General features: G+C 64.0%; 12 protein-coding genes and 1 CRISPR repeat array. Of the genes, 9 read left to right on the top strand and 3 right to left on the bottom strand.

Annotated elements, in window-relative coordinates; all coding sequences use genetic code 11:
• Positions 1 to 216 precede the first annotated feature (216 nt).
• From QZY48_RS23650 to QZY48_RS23640, 3 genes are all read right to left on the bottom strand, one after another.
• Positions 217 to 1,287, bottom strand: a complete 1,071-nt coding sequence (locus QZY48_RS23650) for a DUF2333 family protein (RefSeq protein WP_295435698.1) — start codon at positions 1,285 to 1,287, stop codon at positions 217 to 219.
• A 314-nt stretch (positions 1,288 to 1,601) separates the two neighbouring features.
• Positions 1,602 to 2,111 (bottom strand): hypothetical protein, encoded by a 510-nt coding sequence (locus QZY48_RS23645; protein WP_295435696.1) that lies wholly within the window; start codon positions 2,109 to 2,111, stop codon positions 1,602 to 1,604.
• Between the two features lie 219 nt (positions 2,112 to 2,330).
• Entirely contained in the window at positions 2,331 to 2,846 is a 516-nt protein-coding gene (locus tag QZY48_RS23640) for an O-acetyl-ADP-ribose deacetylase (protein WP_295435694.1), read from the bottom strand.
• Positions 2,847 to 3,008: 162 nt separating this feature from the next.
• Here QZY48_RS23640 and lpdA point away from each other — a divergent pair, with 162 nt between their 5' ends.
• The 9 genes from lpdA to cas6f all read left to right on the top strand — a co-directional run bounded on the left by lpdA (position 3,009) and on the right by cas6f (position 14,374).
• Positions 3,009 to 4,469 (top strand): dihydrolipoyl dehydrogenase, encoded by a 1,461-nt coding sequence (lpdA, locus tag QZY48_RS23635; protein ID WP_295435692.1) that lies wholly within the window; start codon positions 3,009 to 3,011, stop codon positions 4,467 to 4,469.
• A 187-nt stretch (positions 4,470 to 4,656) separates the two neighbouring features.
• Entirely contained in the window at positions 4,657 to 5,250 is a 594-nt protein-coding gene (locus QZY48_RS23630) for a Uma2 family endonuclease (RefSeq protein ID WP_295435690.1), read from the top strand.
• Between the two features lie 14 nt (positions 5,251 to 5,264).
• Complete coding sequence (locus QZY48_RS23625) at positions 5,265 to 5,594, top strand: DUF433 domain-containing protein (RefSeq protein ID WP_295435688.1); 330 nt, start codon at positions 5,265 to 5,267, stop codon at positions 5,592 to 5,594.
• A gap of 318 nt (positions 5,595 to 5,912) precedes the next feature.
• Positions 5,913 to 6,890 carry a type I-F CRISPR-associated endonuclease Cas1f gene (gene cas1f / locus QZY48_RS23620; protein WP_295435687.1) on the top strand — a complete coding sequence of 326 codons (978 nt, stop codon included), beginning with the start codon at positions 5,913 to 5,915 and terminating at the stop codon, positions 6,888 to 6,890.
• Entirely contained in the window at positions 6,887 to 10,135 is a 3,249-nt protein-coding gene (gene cas3f / locus QZY48_RS23615) for a type I-F CRISPR-associated helicase Cas3f (RefSeq protein ID WP_295435685.1), read from the top strand. The genes cas1f and cas3f overlap by 4 nt, the downstream gene beginning before the upstream one ends.
• Positions 10,136 to 10,430: 295 nt before the next feature.
• Positions 10,431 to 11,738: a type I-F CRISPR-associated protein Csy1 gene (csy1, locus tag QZY48_RS23610; RefSeq protein WP_295435683.1), complete on the top strand. Its 1,308-nt coding sequence runs from the start codon at positions 10,431 to 10,433 to the stop codon at positions 11,736 to 11,738.
• On the top strand, positions 11,731 to 12,717 hold the full coding sequence (csy2, locus tag QZY48_RS23605; RefSeq protein ID WP_295435681.1) for a type I-F CRISPR-associated protein Csy2: 987 nt from the start codon (positions 11,731 to 11,733) through the stop codon (positions 12,715 to 12,717). The genes csy1 and csy2 overlap by 8 nt, the downstream gene beginning before the upstream one ends.
• Positions 12,704 to 13,801: a type I-F CRISPR-associated protein Csy3 gene (gene csy3 / locus QZY48_RS23600; RefSeq protein ID WP_295435680.1), complete on the top strand. Its 1,098-nt coding sequence runs from the start codon at positions 12,704 to 12,706 to the stop codon at positions 13,799 to 13,801. Before csy2 ends, csy3 begins: the two co-directional genes overlap by 14 nt.
• A gap of 3 nt (positions 13,802 to 13,804) precedes the next feature.
• Positions 13,805 to 14,374 carry a type I-F CRISPR-associated endoribonuclease Cas6/Csy4 gene (cas6f, locus tag QZY48_RS23595; RefSeq protein ID WP_295435678.1) on the top strand — a complete coding sequence of 190 codons (570 nt, stop codon included), beginning with the start codon at positions 13,805 to 13,807 and terminating at the stop codon, positions 14,372 to 14,374.
• A 128-nt stretch (positions 14,375 to 14,502) separates the two neighbouring features.
• Positions 14,503 to 17,050: a CRISPR direct-repeat array (repeat unit 28 nt; unit sequence ATTCACTGCCGCGTAGGCAGCTTAGAAA).
• Between the last annotated feature and the right edge of the window lie 11 nt (positions 17,051 to 17,061).

The following is a 17,061-nucleotide window of genomic DNA, read 5'->3' as shown; positions in this document are numbered from 1 at the left end:
GTGGGAGTCGGCGCGGCGGCGTCGATCAAGATTCCGGCCGCTTGGGCTCGCCGGGTGCGTAGTCAGGCCATCTTGGCCTGACACCGTCAGGGCTGGAAGCCCTGACTACGCACGCCGCTGGCCGGGATTATGATCAAGGCCGGCGCGGCTTAACTTAACGGCATTGAGGTCGAACCCCCGCGGGGCTCGGCCGCAAGGCTATGGGGATGCGTCCTGCTACCCCTGCACCAACAGATTACGCAGTTCGATGATCGCCGCATTGGCACGGGAGATGTAGGACGCCATCACCAGTGAGTGGTTGGCGATGGGCCCGAACCCGGTGCCGTTGAGGATCGCCGGGCTCCAGATGGGCTTCTGGGTGTTTTCCAACTCGCGGATGATCTGCTTGAGCGACACCAGCGCGTTCTTGTCCTGGAGCACCGGGGCGAAGTCCATCTCCATCGCCTTCAGGCTCTGGAGCAGGGCCCAGGTGTAGCCGCGGGCCTCGAAGAAATAGTCGTCGATCTTGAGCCAGGGGGTCTTGGTCCGCGTCTGCTGCGGGACCGGCGTCGACTGGCGGGCATTGGGGTCACCCGCCAGCGCGGTATCGAGCTGGGCCTGACCGACGGCATAGGACAGCCGCTGCCCCAGGCTGCCGAGGCGCTTGCTGACCACCTGCAGGTAGTCGGTCAGATTGTCCGCCCGCGCGAAGAACTGGCCGTCATATTGCTGGTTGTCGGAGAGCCGCACCAGATAGCGCTTCAGCGACGCGACGCCGTCGCGGTACTCCGATTCCGACGACGGGAAGATCCAGGATTCAGAGTCGTAGTTGAACTTGGGCTCGGCCACCTGGAGATCGGCATCCTCGACCGATTGGGTCTGGGCGCGGGCAAAGTCGTTGCGCAGCGAGCTGGTGAGGTCGCGCAGTTCGGTCAGGACACCGAATTCCCAGTTGGGGATATTGTCCAGGTAGAGTCCGGGGGGGCTGATGTCGTTGGTCAGATAGCCCCCGGGCTTGTTCAGCAGCACCTCGGTGATGCCGATGGCGGTCGCGGTGGTCACACTGCCGGGTACCAGCTTGGCGGGGTCGTTGCCGACCAGCTTCAGGGCATTTTCCCTGACATCGAACCCGGCGGGCGAGCGGGACCAGTAGACGCCGAGGGCGACGATGACCACCAGATAGGTGACCACAAAGAGCCCCAGGGTCCACCACAGGCCCTTCTCTTTCCAGGTCCGGGGGTTGTAAAACGCCACCACCTTGGTGACGGTCTCAGTCAGGCGGGGGGCTCGGGGAAATCGTTGATCCATTTGGAACTCCTGTGTTTCAGGTCAGGACGGTTGAGGACGGGGACTCGATCGAGGGAGCCGGCGGCACCGGGCTGGGGCCGCGGCCGACGCGATATCCGCAACCGCCCTATGTGATAGCGGTCGCGGCGAGTCTCAAGCGAGGGGGCTTAAGCTGTCGGACTGGCGGCCGCACGCCGGGGTGGACAAGCACAGCGCAGTCCACCAGCGGCGGTGCGCAATTCGGGGGACTTCGCAACCAGGCACCGCAGGGCCGACCGGTCGAAGGCAGGATAGCGGCGGCCCCGCGCGAAACCTGGTGCCAAACTGCCGACCGCCTAACGGCCGGCCGGGGTCGGGGCGGTCGCGGTTGGCTGTTGCTTGGCGGGGCCCTTCAGCAGCGCGTCGAGCCGGTCGATCTCGGCGCCCAGGCCCGCGGGCAGCGCCGACTTGACCAGCCGCAGCTTGTCCATGACAGCCGCCGCGAGGTCCGGTCTGTCCTTGGCGATGAATGACTTGGCCTGGTCGATCCATTCCTGCGCCTTGACGGTGGTGACCTCGGCCAGCCCGGTACCCCGGATCAGGGCCGAGTCGGCAACCGCCCTCACCTTGTCGGACGCGGCCGCGCTCGCCTGCGAGGCCGCACCGGTCACCGACGCGGTGGCCTGCTCGGTGATGGTCCTGGTCGCGTCCTTGCCAAGACCGATGGCACGCTCGATCAGGCCCGGCTGAGCCTGCGGGGCGGTCCCCGCGGTGCCTGCTGGCCCCTTGGGCGGCTCGCCCTGATCGCAGGCGCCGAGCATCAGGGCGGCGGCGCCGACGAGGCCGAACCGAAGCGCCTGGTGCATAAATCTCTGACCGTTCGAATGACGTCGATTGACTTTCATGTGCAGCCCTTGTTGTGGAAGCGGCGCGGATTATAGCCTTCGCACCTGATATCCGGACAGGCTCCTGGTGTAGGGGCGGGTTTGAAACCCGCCCCTACGTCCGGCGATCACGTCCGAGGGCTATATTATCGTGCGAATCAGGGTAATCCAGGGCCGCTGACAGATACCTGTCCGGCCTAGTCAGCGAACAGTCAGGAGCAGCGCCGCGTAGACGGCCAGATCGGCGGGAGAGTAGCAACAGAAGATGACCTCCCGGATCCCCGGATGCCGCGGCAGGGCGGCCCGAACCGTGTCGACGGCGATGCGGGCGGCGGCGGCGATGGGGTAGCCGTAGATGCCGGTGCTGATGCTGGGGAAGGCCAGCGAGCGCACCCCGGCCGCCGCGGCGACCTCGAGCGAGCGGCGGTAGCAGGCGGCGAGCAGGTCCGGTTCGCCCGCGGTGCCGCCCTGCCAGACGGGGCCGACAGTGTGGATGACATAGCGGGCCGGGAGCCGGTAGCCGCCGGTGAGCCGCGCGTCGCCGGTCGCGCAGCCGCCCAGCGTCAGGCACTCGGCCAGCAGTTGGTGCCCGGCGGCGCGGTGGATGGCCCCGTCCACGCCCCCGCCGCCCTGGAGCGACGCATTGGCCGCATTGACGATGGCGTCGATGGCGAGCGTTGTGATGTCGGCCGCGATGGCCTTGAGTGTCGCCGGCATGGTCACTGAACTCCACTGCGCGCAAAGGGACTCCAGACTATACCAGAGGCCCGCCGAAGCACATCACCTGCCCCAGACGGCGCCCCATCGGTTAGCATTGGGGCAGTTCGCGCCGCGGCGGCGCACGGACCCCAGATCAACCCTTGGCCAGGCAGAGCAACCATGAGCGAATCCACCCCAGCAGAGAACCCCGGCCAGACCCAGGCTCAGGGCCAGGACATCAGCACTGAGATTGCGATCATCGGCGGCGGACCCGGCGGCTACACCGCGGCCTTCCGCGCCGCGGACCTCGGCAAGCGCGTGGTCCTGATCGAGCGCTACGGCGCCCTGGGCGGGGTCTGTCTCAACGTCGGCTGCATCCCCTCCAAGGCCCTGCTGCACACCGCCGCCATCATTGAGGAGGCCAAGGCCCTGGGCGTGATGGGCGTGACCTTCGGGCCCCCCACGATCGACCTGGATCAGATGCGCGCCGGCAAGGAGCAGGTGGTCGCCCGGCTCACCGGGGGGCTGGCGGCGCTCGCCAAGCAGCGCAAGGTCCAGATCCTGACCGGCAGCGCACGCTTCGAGGGCCCGCGGCGCCTCAGCGTCGAGACCCGGGAGGGCCGGGTCACGGTCAACTTCAACCAGTGCATCATCGCCTGCGGCTCCAGTCCGGTGCGCATCCCCGGCTTCCCCCACGAGGACCCGCGGGTGATGGACTCCACCGGGGCCCTGGAAATCCGGGACATCCCGGGGCGCCTGCTGATCGTCGGCGGCGGCATCATCGGTCTGGAGATGGCGAGTGTCTACGCGGCGCTCGGCTCGCGCATCGATGTCGTGGAGCTGCAGGACCAGCTGATCCCCGGCTGCGACCTGGATCTCGTGCGGGTGCTTGAGAAGGTCGTCAAGCCGCGCTACGAGCGCATCCTGCTGGAAACCAAGGTCGCGCGCATGGACGCCGCCGCCGCAGGCATCAAGGTCGTGTTCGAGGGCAAGCACCCGGGGGAGGAGACCTACGACCGGGTCCTGGTCGCGGTCGGGCGCCGCCCCAACGGCAAGTCGATCAACGCCGAGGCGGCCGGTGTCACCGTGGACGCCCAGGGCTTCATCCCGGTCGACGGCCATATGCGCACCAATGTGCCCAACATCTACGCCATCGGCGACGTGGTGGGCAACCCCATGCTGGCCCACAAGGCAACCCACGAGGCCAAGGTCGCGGCCGAGGTCATCTGCGGCCTGCCCGCCCTGTTCGACCCGCTCACCATCCCCTCCGTCGCCTACACCGACCCCGAGATCGCCTGGATGGGACTGACCGAAACCGAGGCCAAGAAACAGGGCATCGCCTATGAGAAGGGCGTCTTCCCCTGGGCCGCCAGCGGCCGGGCGCTCGGCATCCACCGCGAGGAAGGGCTGACCAAGCTGCTGTTCGACCCGCAGACCCACCGCATCCTCGGCGCCGGCATCGTCGGCGTAAACGCCGGTGAACTGATCGGCGAGACCGTACTGGCGCTGGAGATGGGCGCCGACATGGAGGACATCGGACTCACCATCCACCCGCACCCGACGCTCAACGAGACCATTGGGCTGGCCGCCGAGATGGCGCATGGGTCCATCACCGACCTGATGCCGCCGAAGAAGCGTTAGCCGGGGCGCCTTACGGCGCCCCGGCTTGGTAAAGTCCAGGCGAGGCGGGGTATTCCACGCGGGACGGGGTATTCACCCCGTCCCTGATTCCTGGCCGATCCCGCGCAGTTCCGCCCGCCGCGGACTTTCGCGCCCGCGCCGGCTGGTCTAATCTGGGCCCACGTCTTGAGCAGGAGTAGGGTTGCGGATGTCCACCGCCATCGCCGTCCCGATCGAACCACCGCTGGCCCCTGGTCCCAAGCGGCATGCCATTACTGTGAATGAATATTTCCGCATGGGGGAAACCGGCGTCCTGGGCCCGGACGCGCGGGTCGAACTCATCGAGGGAGATCTCATCGACATGCCGCCCATCGGTCCGATCCATGCGGGCAAAACCAACCGATTGAATCGCCTGCTGACGACTGCGGTCGGTGCTCAGGCCATTGTCTCGACCCAGAACCCCGTCGTGCTGGGGCGCCTGACGGCCCCCCAGCCGGACCTGGCCCTGCTGCGCTACCGGGACGACTACTACGAACTGACCCATCCCGGGCCCGAGGATTGCCTGCTCCTGATCGAGGTTTCAGAGTCCAGTCTGGCCCACGACCGCCGCACCAAGTTACCGCTCTATGCCCGTTTCCGGATCCCCGAGGTCTGGATCATCGACTGCCCCGGGCGCCACTTCGACGTCCATCTGGACCCGGAGGAGGGTCGCTACACCCGCCGGTTGCGCGTTACCGACCTGTCACGGGTAGAGATTGCCGCGCTGCCCGGCGTGGTGCTGGATCTGCGCACGCTGTTTTGACTTGGAGGCCATCCATGCAGACACCGCTAAACACTATCGAGGGCCTGCTGCCACGGCTTTCCATCGGCGAAAAGGCGCAACTGCTGCAATGGATTGCGCTCGACCTGACCGGGGCCGCGCCCGGTATCGACGCGACCCCAGGTATCTGCGGCGGCGAAGCACGGATCATCCGCACCCGGATCCCGGTGTGGGTCTTGGAGCAGGCCAGACGCTTGGGCATGACCGAGGCCGGACTCTTGGCAAGCTACCCGACCCTGAGGGCCGAGGACCTGGCGAACGCCTGGACCTATGCCCGACTCCACGGGACCGAGATCGACCGCGCGATTGCGGACAATGAGGCTTGAACGGTAGAGGCCATCGGGGCCACCACGTAGCCCGACCCCGGGAGCACCGTGCACCAGCCCGGCACGAAGTCCATTGCTGCCTCCTCGACCGACATGCATCGCGCTGACCCGGCGGCTTCGCTCCGCTCCGGCCTCCTGCAAGGGAGATTGGTGTGGTTCTACCGCCCGGAGGAGCCCGCGGACTGGCTTGAATTGCTGTGTTCGCAAGGACTGCTTGTACCGGGTTACTTCCACATCTTCGACGGGCCAAAGGTTCGCGGTGACCAATGTGTGGTAGTGTTGAAGATTTAGCATCATCGTGAGGAGCGATCATCCGGTATGGACGAGCTGACACCATCAGACCTCAAAACCATCCTTCACTCCAAGCGCGCCAACCTCTATTACCTGGAACATTGCCGGGTACTGGTCAACGGCGGCCGGGTGGAATATGTCACTGACGAAGGGAAGCGGGCGCTATACTGGAACATCCCTATTGCCAATACGACTTGTCTGCTGCTCGGGACTGGCACCTCCATCACCCAGGCAGCAATGCGCGAACTCGCCAAGGCCGGGGTGCTGGTCGGTTTCAGCGGCGGCGGCGGTACCCCGCTCTTCAGCGCCATCGAGCGCGATACCGACATCATTTGGTTCTCGCCCCAGAGCGAGTACCGTCCCACGGAATACCTTCAGGCCTGGGTGCGTTTCTGGTTCGACGACGCGCGTCGCCTCGCCGCAGCGAAGGCGATCCAGCGCTTACGTCTGACGCGGATTCGCGACCTCTGGCTAACCGACCGCACCCTGGCCGGCAGTGGCTTCGCGATTGATGCCAGCCGTCTGGACCCCTTACTTCAGCGTTCACTGGAAGGCGTGGCGGGCGCGGTCGATGTCACTGCCCTACTGACCGAGGAAGCGCGGCTGACCAAACAGCTCTTCAAGTTGGCGGTGCAGGCCGTTGGCTACGGCGATTTCGTCCGTGCCAAGCGTGGCACCGGGACCGATCCCGCCAATCGCTTTCTCGATCACGGCAACTATCTCGCCTATGGCCTGGCGGCCACGGCCACCTGGGTGCTGGGCCTGCCGCACGGGCTGGCGGTACTCCACGGCAAGACCCGCCGCGGCGGTCTGGTGTTCGATACCGCGGACTTGATCAAAGACGCGACCATCCTGCCCCAAGCTTTTATCTCGGCCATGCACGGCGACGATGAACAGACCTTCCGCCGCTCCTGTATCGAGTCGCTCACCCGTACCGAAGCGCTCGATTTCATGATCGACTCTCTCAAGGGCATCGCCGACGAACTGACGGACGCCGCGATATGAACGTCATGCTCATTTCGCAGTGCAGCAAGAACGCGCTCACCGAGACCCGTCGCATCCTCGACAATTTCGCCGAGCGGCGCGGTGAGCGCAGTTGGCAGACGGCCATCACCAAACAGGGCTTGGAGACCCTGCACCGTCTGTTGCGCAAGAGCGCCCGTAAGAACACGGCCGTGGCCTGTCTCTGGATCCGCGGCAAGGATCATAGCGAACTGATCTGGGTGGTCGGCGATAATCGCCGCTTCAACGCCGACGGCGGCACCCCCACCAATACCACGGAGCGGGACGTGCTGCGTGCCGGTGATGAGAATGACTGGCACCATGCCACAGACATCCAGTTGCTCGCCGCACTCGCCGCCCTGTTTCATGACCCGGGCAAGGCGAACGAGGCCTTCCAAAAAAAGCTCACGAACAACAAACCCATGGCGGACGCCTACCGCCATGAATGGATCTCGCTACGCCTGTTCGAGGCCTTTGTCGGGCAGGACGACGATCGCCAATGGTTGCAACGCCTGGTCGAATTCGCAAGCAATCCCACTGTGGACTTGCGGACCCGGTTAGTGCGCGACGACTTAAAGCAAAAACCATCGGCCCCACTGACAAAACTGCCACCCCTCGCGCAGGCCGTGGGTTGGCTGATCCTCACCCATCACCGAATGCCCGCCAACCCCGAGTACGACGCTGGTCTCAAGGCTAAGGAACTGAAAGAAAGTCAAAAGAGCATCAACGCCGAGTGGTGCGGTAGCCGCGACGATGCCAGCCCAAAGGACAAGCTTGCTTGCTGGACCTTTCGCCACGGCCTCCCGTTCGCCAGTCGTCACTGGTGTGCGCGTGTCAGCCGGACCGCCCAGGCTATGCTGTCGCGCCCCGCGCTATTGGCCGACGGGTGGCTGGATAACCCGTACGTGCTGCACCTGTCGCGCCTGGCGCTGATGCTGGCGGACCACTACTACTCCAGCCAACCCACCGATGCACGCTACGGGGATGCGGCATTTCCCCTGTACGCCAACACCGACAGGGAAACCGGTCATTTGAAGCAGCGCCTGGACGAGCACCTGATCGGAGTCGAGGTCCATGCCTCCCGCATCGTGCGCAGCCTGCCGCGTATGGAACAGCAACTGGCACGGATCGCCCGTCACAAGGGGTTTCGGCAACGCTCGAAGGATCCGGACTTCCGCTGGCAGGATCGCGCCTTTGACCTGGCACTGAGTCTGCAACCGCGCGCCGCAAAGCAAGGCTTCTTTGGGGTCGACATGGCCTCGACCGGCTGCGGTAAGACGCTGGCCAACGGCCGGATACTCTACGCCCTGTCGCATCCCCAACTCGGCGCCCGCTTCAGCATCGCCCTGGGACTGCGCACCCTGACCCTGCAAACCGGCGATGCCTACCGCGAGCGCCTGGGGCTCGGTGCCGAGGATATGGCCGTTCTCGTGGGCGGCGGCGCCATCCGTGAACTGCACGAACACCACCGGGCATTGGAGCAGGTCGGTTCCGAATCCAGCGCGGACCTGTTCGCGGAACAGGACTATGTGCACTTTGAAGGCAGCCTGGAAGACGGCCCACTCAACCGTTGGTTGCAGCAAAGCCCCGATGCCCAACGGCTACTCAATGCACCCATCCTCATCTGCACCATCGATCATCTGATGCCGGCCACCGAGGGCACCCGCGGCGGACGGCAAATCGCCCCAATGCTGCGCCTGATGAGCGGCGATCTGGTACTCGACGAACCGGACGACTTCGGCCTCGAGGACTTACCCGCGCTCACCCGCCTGGTGCATTGGGCCGGCCTGCTCGGCGGCCGTCTGTTGTTGTCTTCCGCAACGCTGCCGCCCGCCCTGATCGAGGGGCTATTTCAAGCGTATCGGGAGGGACGGCGGATCTATCAAGACAACCGCGGCGAACCCGGGCAAAAACTCCCGATCTGCTGCGCCTGGTTCGACGAGTTCTATGCCGATGCCGGGGACCATGCGACGGACGAGGGCTTCGCGGCAGCCCATCACGCCTTCGTCGATCGACGGCTGGAGAAGCTGGCAAAGGCCGAGCGCCGCCGGCGGGCTGTCATCTACCCCCTGTCCATCGCCATGGGACAAACCCGCGAGGCCATCTGCCAGGCCCTGGCCGTCTCCCTGCGTGATCAGGTCACCGCACTGCACGCCGCCCACCATCGCCCTGACCCGCAGACGGGCAAGCGCGTCAGTTTCGGCCTGATCCGCATGGCAAACATCGACCCGCTGGTCCTGACCGCCCAAGCCGTCTATGCCCTGGGCGCACCCGAGGGGCAACACAGCCACTTGTGCGTCTATCACTCCCAACACCCGCTGCTGGTGCGCTCCGGCATCGAGCGCCGTCTCGACCGCCTGCTCAACCGCAAGGACGAGGATGCGATCTTTCAGGACCCCGACCTGCGCGGCTGGCTGCGCGACCATCCCGAACCGGATCAGGTCTTCGTCGTCATCGCTACCGCGGTGGCCGAGGTGGGCCGGGATCACGACTACGACTGGGCCATCGTCGAGCCTTCGTCGATGCGCTCCATCATCCAACTCGCCGGCCGCGTGCGCCGGCATCGCAGCGGCCCCTGCTCAACGCCCAATATCCACCTGCTGGAGACTAATTGCCGCCACCTGGAACGGGGCGCCCGGGAGCCCGCCTACTGCCGTCCCGGCTACGAGTCTGACGGGTTTCCCCTGGACCGGCATGACCTCGCCGACCTGCTGACCGAGGCCCAACTGAGCGTCATCGACGCCTCACCGCGCATCCGGGAGCGCACCCCGCTGCTGCCCCGCGAGAACCTGGCCGATCTGGAACACGCCTGCCTGCGCGCCCTGATGTTGGGCGACCACGGGGACGGCGAGCAACAGGTCAACCCGGTGCATCTGTGGTGGAAAACCCGGGCCGCGCTCACCGGCGAACTTCAGCGCACCGACCCCTTTCGCAAAGACCCCCAGGGACGCCAGCGCTACGGCCTGCTGCCTGACGATGACGGCGAGATCGAGTTCCGGCGCTTTGAAAAAGATGGCTCAACAACGCCGCAGAGCAAGCTGAAGCACGACATCGAACCGCAACCAGGCCCCCGGATCAGCTTCTGGGGCGAGCCTGATTACAGCGCCGCCCTGGAGGCCCTCGCCGAGGCCCTGGGCCTGGAGACACCCGCGTGCGCCCGAAAATTCGGCACCCTGGACTTGCCCGAAAAGGGCTGTGACCAAGGCTGGTATTACCACCAGGCGCTCGGTTTCAGCCGCTTCAAATAATCCTGCGTTACCTCTGCGGCAGTGGACGAAACGGCCGCGTGCGTCCGGCGCCCCGGTGCCGTCCTCGACGCTGCCTATGCGGCAGTAAACGCTGATATCATCCGTATAACCAGTAAGTTGCCTTTTCTGAGCTGCCTCTTCTTCCGCTGTTTCGGAGACGGCAGTGCGCCTCAGTATGCCACTGCCGCAAGGTTTCAGGGTTCTTGACTTTTCTAAGAAGGAGGACTAACGTTTGCCGCTCATGTAGATTTTAAAACCTGTAAGTTGCCTGGCGTCGTAGAATTTCGGAGATATTATGGCCACGCCTTCAGCCCCCCCGCCTGATGCCCCTCGCATCCGGGCTCTCATCGACGGATTTCTTCAAGAACGGCTCAAGACCAGACTGGACGCCTGCAAAGACGACGACAAGCGTCAAGCCTTGCTGGACAGCCACCAGCCCGAGACCTGGATCGCCGACGCTGCCCACCGCGTGGGCCAGATCCAACAAGTCACCCATGGGCTCAAGTACACCCATCCGGACGCCCGCGGCACCAGTCTCAGCAGTCAGGGCAACCTGGGGGCTGGGGACGCTTGGGTCGGCACCCACAGCTTGAACGGCAACGGCGTCCCCGACGTGGTGGGCAATGCCGCCGCCCTGGACGTACACAAATTCCTGCGCCTGGACCTCGACGGCAAGACCCTCCTGGCCCGCGCCATTGATGCCGATCCGGCATTAGCGGCGGCCCTGACCGACGATGTGCAACAGGCCCAAGCTTGGCTAACCGCCTTCGCCGGACTCGCCTCACCCAAGGGAGAGCCGACCTCCCACACACTCGCCAAACAGGTCTATTGGCCCTTGGCCGACGGGCAATACCACCTGCTGTCCCCCCTGTTTCCCACCAGCCTGGTGCACCGGGTCTGGTCCACCATCCGGGAAGACCGGTTCTCCGATTCGGCCAAGGCCGCCCGCGAGGCCCGGCGCAACCAGCAACCCCACCCCTACGGTTTTCACGAATACCCGGATTTTGCCATCCAGAACTTCGGCGGCACCAAGCCACAAAACATCAGTCAACTCAACAGCGAACGCTATGGCGAGAACTATCTGCTCGCATCAGTACCGCCCAGTTGGCACAGTGATCCGGTCCGGCCTCCGCTCAAGGTGGAGACGGTCTTCGATCACTGGTTCGGACGCCGGCCGCGCGTGTATCAGCTCACCAAGATCCTCGGCAAGTTTCTGAGTGGCGTACAGGATGTAAAGCGGAATAACTGGGATATCCGCAACACCCGCGCCGAGTTGGTCGAACTGATCCGCGATGAACTGGTGCAGTTCGCGGCTGAGCTGCACGACCTGACCCCTGGTTGGAGCAGCCATGCCGACTGCCGCCTGAACCTGGACGAACGCTATTGGCTCGACCCGCGGCGCAGCCTGGAGGACGAGGCATTCGCCGCCGCACGCGCGGCAAGCGAGTGGCGCAATGCCATTTGCGACCGGTTCGGCAACTGGCTCAATGCCCGCCTGAACACCGACCGGACCCCGATGGGCGACCCCGAGCACCAGGAATGGGGCACCGTCCTGGACAGCAAACTGCGCATGATGCGCGAGGAGTTGGACCTCGATGACTGACACCGCCGCCCTCCTGCTGCTCCCGCGGCTGCGCGTGCAGAACGCCAACGCCGTCTCCGGCCCGCTGACCTGGGGTTTTCCGGCCCCCACCGCCTTTACCGGCTTCGTCCATGCACTGGAGCGCCGGCTGCGCGAGCGGTTCGCGGTCGCCTTCGGCGGTGTGGGCATCGTCTGCCACCGCTTCGAGCCGCAAGTCGTAAGCCCCCCGGGGCGCCGCAATCAGGTCCTGCGCCTGACCCGCAACCCGGTCTATGCCGGCTGGAAGAAGTTCGAGGACAAGCCGGCCGCCATTGTCGAGGAAGGCCGCGCCCATCTGGACCTCAGCCTGTTGATTGCGGTGCGCACCGACCTGGACCAGGATGACCGTGATGAACTGATGCAAGCCCTGCCCACCGCGGTACATTCCATGCGCCTGGCCGGCGGCAGCGTTCTGCCCGGCTATGACCAGCGCCAGGAACCCGCCTGGATCGAGTGGTACGACGCAGCCAAGGACAACGTCAAAGCCTTCAGTAAACTGCGCCGCCGCCTGCTGCCCGGCTTTGCCCTGGTGCAGCGCGACGATCTGCTGGCGGAGCGCTTGACCGAGATGCGCGCCCGGCAACCCGACGCCACCGCCCTGGATGCCCTACTGGACCTCTCCCGGCTCAACATCGAACCCACCGTGCCCGACCCCGATAAGCCGGACGCAGTGCAATGGGAGGTCCGCAAGCGCCCCGGTTGGCTGGTCCCCCTCCCGGTCGGCTATGCCGCCCTTTCTCCCCTCTACCCGCCCGGCACCGTGCGCAATAGCCGCGACAATGAAACCCCCTTCCGCTTCGTCGAGAGTCTCTATTCGCTTGGCGAATGGCGCAGCCCACACCGAATGACCGAACTGAAGCAGATTCTGTGGCACCTGGAAACCGACCCCGCGGCCGGACTCTATCGCTGCATCAACCGTTATCCAGACACCATTTCAACCGCCAGCAATGGCATTGCATAAGGAGACCCGCACCATGGCCAAAAACGCCGAGACCGTATTGAAGACCGCCTCCGTCCTCGCCTTCGAGCGCAAGCTGGACCCCTCCGACGCACTGTTCTACGCCGGTCGCTGGGAGGACCGGGATAACGCCGCCCATTGGCCTGCCATCGGACTGCGCGAGAAATCCGTGCGCGGCACCATCTCCAACCGGCTCAAGGCCAAGGACCAGCAGGACTCGGCTAAGCTCGATGCCTCGATCCAGTCCCCGAACCTGCAAACCGTCGATGTTTCGACTCTTCCGAATCAGTCTGATACGCTCCAGGTCCGCTTCACCCTGCGGGTGCTCGGCGGGGCCGGCATACCCTCCGCCTGCAACAATGCCGACTACCAGGCAAAGCTGCGCGCAACGGTGCAGGGCTATGCGCAAACCTCGGGCTTTGCCGAACTGGCCCGACGTTACGCGCATAATCTGGCCAACGGCCGCTTCTTATGGCGCAACCGCATGGGCGCGGAAGAGGTCGCGGTCCGCATCCGCCATCTGGAGCGGGGCAAGGAAACCGGATGCTGGACCTTCAATGCCCTGAGCCTGTCCCTGCGCGGTTTCGATACTGCCGATGCACCCCCACCCCCGGCGGACGCCGCCGTGGCGGAACTCGCCGCCGTCATCGCGCGGGGCTTGGCCGGATCAGCCTATGTCTTGCTGGAAGTGACCGCCTACGCCCGCATGGGCGACGGGCAGGAGGTCTACCCGTCCCAGGAGTTGATCCTGGACCGGGGCGACAAGCAAAAGGGCCAGAAGAGTAAGACACTCTATAGCGTCGGCACCGTCGCCGCCATGCACAGTCAGAAGATCGGCAACGCACTGCGCACCATCGATACCTGGTATCCCGATGACGGTGACAACCTGGGGCCGATCGCCGTCGAGCCTTACGGGTCAGTCACTTCCCAAGGCAAGGCCTACCGCCAACCGAAACAACGGGTCGACTTCTACAATCTCCTCGACCGTTGGGTGCTGAAGGACGAAGTGCCCGCCATCGAACAACAGCACTACGTCATGGCGAACCTCATCCGCGGCGGCGTCTTCGGGGACTCGGAGAAGGACTGAACCATGGATCACTACGTGGAGCTACGGCTACTGCCCGACCCGGAGTTCAAGACCACGGTACTCATGAGTGCCTTGTTCGCCAAACTCCACCGTGCACTCTTTGATGGTAACAGCACAAGGATCGGGATCAGCTTCCCCGGCGTGCGAGCGGACCCGGAACACCCGGGCCTTGGCGACCGTCTGCGCCTGCACGGCACGGCCGCCGACCTGCGGGCACTGATGGCGCGCAACTGGCTGACCGGGATGACCGATCACACCGAGATTCATGGCCCGGCGCCAGTTCCGGCAACGGTCAGCTATTGCGTCGTGCGGCGCGTCCAGGCCAAGAGCAGTCCTGAGCGGTTGCGCCGCCGCCTGGCGCGCCGCAAAGGCATCAGCGCAGCAGAGGCATCCAGAGCCATCCCGGAGGATAAGGCAGAACGGCTTGATTTACCGTATGTTACGGTGAAAAGCCGAAGCACTGGGCAGAATTTCCGACTGTTTGTCGAGCACCGACCGCCAGGTAGCGAGGTTGTAGACGGCCCATTCAGCTACTATGGTCTCAGCCCTGCTTCCACCGTCCCTTGGTTCTGACCCTTTTTTTCGGACCACGAATGTGATCCTAAGAATCAGCAACTTAGGGCCTAGATCAAAATAGGGGGAAACGCCAAAGACACATCATAAATCTCGCAAAATCATAATTTTGCGCGATTTCACGCCTTATTCACTGCCGCGTAGGCAGCTTAGAAAGCGGCCGTGCGACCCCGGGACAAATGGCCCGCATTCACTGCCGCGTAGGCAGCTTAGAAATCGACCAGGGCGGCGGCCAGGTCGTGACCGGGATTCACTGCCGCGTAGGCAGCTTAGAAAACCAGGGCGCGCGCACCACCCGCGCCCCGCAGATTCACTGCCGCGTAGGCAGCTTAGAAATCCTGGCGCAGCACCAGCTCGCGCTGGGAGTTATTCACTGCCGCGTAGGCAGCTTAGAAAATGATCCATGTGGCGGTCAAGCAGCTCGGCATATTCACTGCCGCGTAGGCAGCTTAGAAAAGGCGGCGCAGCCCAACTACTGCTGGGATCGGATTCACTGCCGCGTAGGCAGCTTAGAAAAGGAAGTCCGCGAAGGCGCCGCGGGCCGTCACATTCACTGCCGCGTAGGCAGCTTAGAAAAGGGGGAGCCACTCAAAGTCCTCCCACCAGAGATTCACTGCCGCGTAGGCAGCTTAGAAAGGGAGGTTACCGCCGCCAACAGATCCCGCCCGATTCACTGCCGCGTAGGCAGCTTAGAAACGCCAGGGCATAGCGCTGGGTCTCCGCCGGCAATTCACTGCCGCGTAGGCAGCTTAGAAAATATCGTTGGTCGACCAGGCCCGGCCGCGGAAATTCACTGCCGCGTAGGCAGCTTAGAAAAACAGCGCTGGGTCGCCGACCCGGCCCCCTTCATTCACTGCCGCGTAGGCAGCTTAGAAACGGGACAACCAAGGCAACACCGAGAAAGAGAAATTCACTGCCGCGTAGGCAGCTTAGAAAACGGTGCCGTCGTGGTCGGCCCACAGGGCCAGATTCACTGCCGCGTAGGCAGCTTAGAAAAGTTGCCGCCCCACTCGACAGGTACGCCCAGGATTCACTGCCGCGTAGGCAGCTTAGAAAGCTGAACGCCTGGATGCTGTGCCCGCTGGCGAATTCACTGCCGCGTAGGCAGCTTAGAAAGACGACTCGACGCGCAATATCGAGCGGATGAAATTCACTGCCGCGTAGGCAGCTTAGAAAATACGCGCAATTCGCGACATCCTAGGAGAAGGATTCACTGCCGCGTAGGCAGCTTAGAAATAGGGGGCTTCTGTGTTGTCTTTTTCGTAGTCATTCACTGCCGCGTAGGCAGCTTAGAAAGCCAGGGCATAGCGCTGGGTCTCCGCCGGCACATTCACTGCCGCGTAGGCAGCTTAGAAAGTGACGCTGGGGGTCACTTTCTAAGCTGCCTAATTCACTGCCGCGTAGGCAGCTTAGAAATGGAAGGTGGCGAGCAGCCGGTTGGTGGTCGTATTCACTGCCGCGTAGGCAGCTTAGAAAGTCAACCCATCCCAAACTGCCGACCTTTCCGAATTCACTGCCGCGTAGGCAGCTTAGAAAAACCAGACGCGCGCCGGGATCGGTGCCGGGGAATTCACTGCCGCGTAGGCAGCTTAGAAAGCGTCGTTACCGGCCCCGATGGCCGCCGCCTGATTCACTGCCGCGTAGGCAGCTTAGAAAAAGCTCGACATGGCCACGCGCCTGAAGGACCTATTCACTGCCGCGTAGGCAGCTTAGAAACACAAGCAGGCGCCCCAGGGCCTGCCCGCCCCATTCACTGCCGCGTAGGCAGCTTAGAAAGTACCAACAGCGCTGGATCGCCGATGAGTCGCATTCACTGCCGCGTAGGCAGCTTAGAAAAGCATGTCCTTGTGGTCCCCGAGCAGTTGCGCATTCACTGCCGCGTAGGCAGCTTAGAAAAGCACCGTGTTGTTCGGGTTGCGCCCGCCCGTATTCACTGCCGCGTAGGCAGCTTAGAAACGACGAGCGCGAAGTGATTTTGACCTGGGAACATTCACTGCCGCGTAGGCAGCTTAGAAATGGGCAAAGCAGACGTCCACCGGGGCATCCGCATTCACTGCCGCGTAGGCAGCTTAGAAAATCCTGGATTACGCGGGCGACCTGGACGCAATATTCACTGCCGCGTAGGCAGCTTAGAAAGAGTAGAACCGCTGGACTTCACAACCGCCTGCATTCACTGCCGCGTAGGCAGCTTAGAAAGTGATGCCGTACCCGGCCAGCGTGGTCGGCGCATTCACTGCCGCGTAGGCAGCTTAGAAAATGCCAGTGTAGTACTGGTTCTGCTGCGGCACATTCACTGCCGCGTAGGCAGCTTAGAAAGCGCTGATTCAGGCGACCGCCGCGACCGACGGATTCACTGCCGCGTAGGCAGCTTAGAAACCCGCAACCGTCGACCTGGCGGCCCGTACCGCATTCACTGCCGCGTAGGCAGCTTAGAAATACCACCAAGCCGCCCGCCATGCGGTGTCCGAATTCACTGCCGCGTAGGCAGCTTAGAAAACCAACGGCCATGTCTACAAGGCCACCACCGCATTCACTGCCGCGTAGGCAGCTTAGAAATGCTGGCAGGTGCGCGGTTCGTCGTGTCTAGAATTCACTGCCGCGTAGGCAGCTTAGAAAAGGGTGATGGTGCTCCACGCTTGGGTGTGCGCATTCACTGCCGCGTAGGCAGCTTAGAAAAGGGTGATGGT

The sequence above is a fragment of the uncultured Thiodictyon sp. genome (genome assembly GCF_903828115.1).
Classification (GTDB): Bacteria; Pseudomonadota; Gammaproteobacteria; order Chromatiales; family Chromatiaceae; genus Thiodictyon.
This window is presented reverse-complemented; position numbering and strand designations above follow the sequence as displayed.